Source organism: Ferruginibacter sp. (assembly GCF_031430955.1).
Lineage (GTDB): Bacteria > Bacteroidota > Bacteroidia > Chitinophagales > Chitinophagaceae > Ferruginibacter.
This window is the reverse complement of sequence record NZ_JANPCM010000036.1, coordinates 1-1560: the sequence shown is the minus strand read 5'-3', so window position 1 is coordinate 1560 and position 1560 is coordinate 1. Positions and strand designations below refer to the sequence as shown.

The 1560-nt window shown below is 35.6% G+C and carries 1 protein-coding gene and 1 pseudogene; both read left to right on the top strand.

The window, feature by feature from the left end:
- Window positions 1-220 precede the first annotated feature (220 nt).
- Window positions 221-1249, top strand: a complete 1029-nt coding sequence (locus tag ACY65O_RS01020; protein WP_462218986.1) for a LacI family DNA-binding transcriptional regulator — start codon at window positions 221-223, stop codon at window positions 1247-1249.
- 99 nt (window positions 1250-1348) lie between these two features.
- A pseudogene (locus ACY65O_RS01015) lies at window positions 1349-1560 on the top strand (phosphotransferase enzyme family protein); the annotation flags it as partial.

Genomic DNA, 1560 nt, shown 5'->3' with positions numbered 1-1560 from the left:
ACTGTACAACAAGCAACTTTCTGCTGCCAGTAAAATCATAATCAGCCCACGCATTACATCTAACGAAAGCAACCGTTGCTGCTGCAAAGGGGTTATATAATTTTCTCCAGATTTTACTGTTTGCATAATGAAGCAAATTATACAAAGGTTTGCTGAGAATGCTATGCAAACGTTTTACTGGTTTTAACCAGATGTGTAAAAAAGAATTTACTTTTAAGGTATGGAACAAAAGCCGGCTACTATAAAAGAAATTGCGAAACGCCTCAACGTTTCTTTTTCAACTGTATCAAGGGCACTGCACGACCATCCTAATATTGGATTGCGTACAAAAATGCGTGTGCAGCAATTAGCTAAGGAATTAGATTATCAGCCCAACCAAACAGCTATTTTTTTTCAGCAGCGCAAAACTTTTACCATTGGTGTTATTTTGCCGGAATTATCCGAAGCTTTTTTTTCAACTTCTATAAGTGGTATTGAAGATGCTGCAGAAAAAAATAATTATACGGTGTTGCTGGGGCAAAGCCACGATAATGAAGACAGAGAAAAGAAAATTGTAGAAACAATGAAAAACCATCGTGTAGATGGTGTTATAATTTCAATTTCTAAAAACACGGTAAACTACGAGCATTTTGAAAGCCTTAAAAAATATGGCATACCGATAGTATTTTTCGACCGCATACCAAAAATGACCGACATACATTATGTAGCCTGCAACATGATCTCGGGAACTATACAGGCTGTTTTATTTCTAATAAATAAAGGCCACCGTGTAATTGGTATGATTAACGGTCCTGAAAAATTATTTGCCAGCCAGGAAAGAAAAGATGGTTACATACAATCGATGACTAAAAGCCGTTTAAAGTTTGATCCATCGCTGGTGGTAAACAGCGACCTTACTTTAGAAGGCACACAAATGGCAATGGAAGAACTGCTGCGTTCTAAAAGAAAACCTACTGCTATTGTTGCCTTTAATGATTACGTTGCACTGGATGCCATACAGTTTGCATTAAAAAGAAAAAAGAAAATTAATAAAGATATTTGTTTTGTAAGTTTTGCTAACCTGCCCATAAGCACCTACAGTGCCTACCCGCCTTTGGCATCGGTGGAGCAGCACCCGTACGTACAGGGACAAAAAGCAACTGAAATTTTAATTGAGCTGATGAATAAAAGTAAAGATGAAACTTCGCAAACAGATGCGTATTACAAAATAATAGTAGATTCTCAATTAGTGGTTAACGAAAAAAAATAATTTTTAATTTTTGTTATTAAAAGAGGCAAACGTTTTACTTATCATTTAATTGTTACATTAATTAAGTTTGATAATAGATTTCATCATTAACAACTGTACATGCTGCAAAAAGTTTTTACTGCATTTGGCCTTAACGAAGCTTTTGATAAAGCTGTGACTTTTGGCTCGGGGCTGATTAACCATACATGGAAAATTAAAAATGGCAATAGCGTATTTATATTGCAAAGAATTAATGACCAGGTGTTCAAAAACCCCGGAGCTATTGCATACAACGTAGAAATAACAGGCAAATATCTTCAGCAACTTTATCC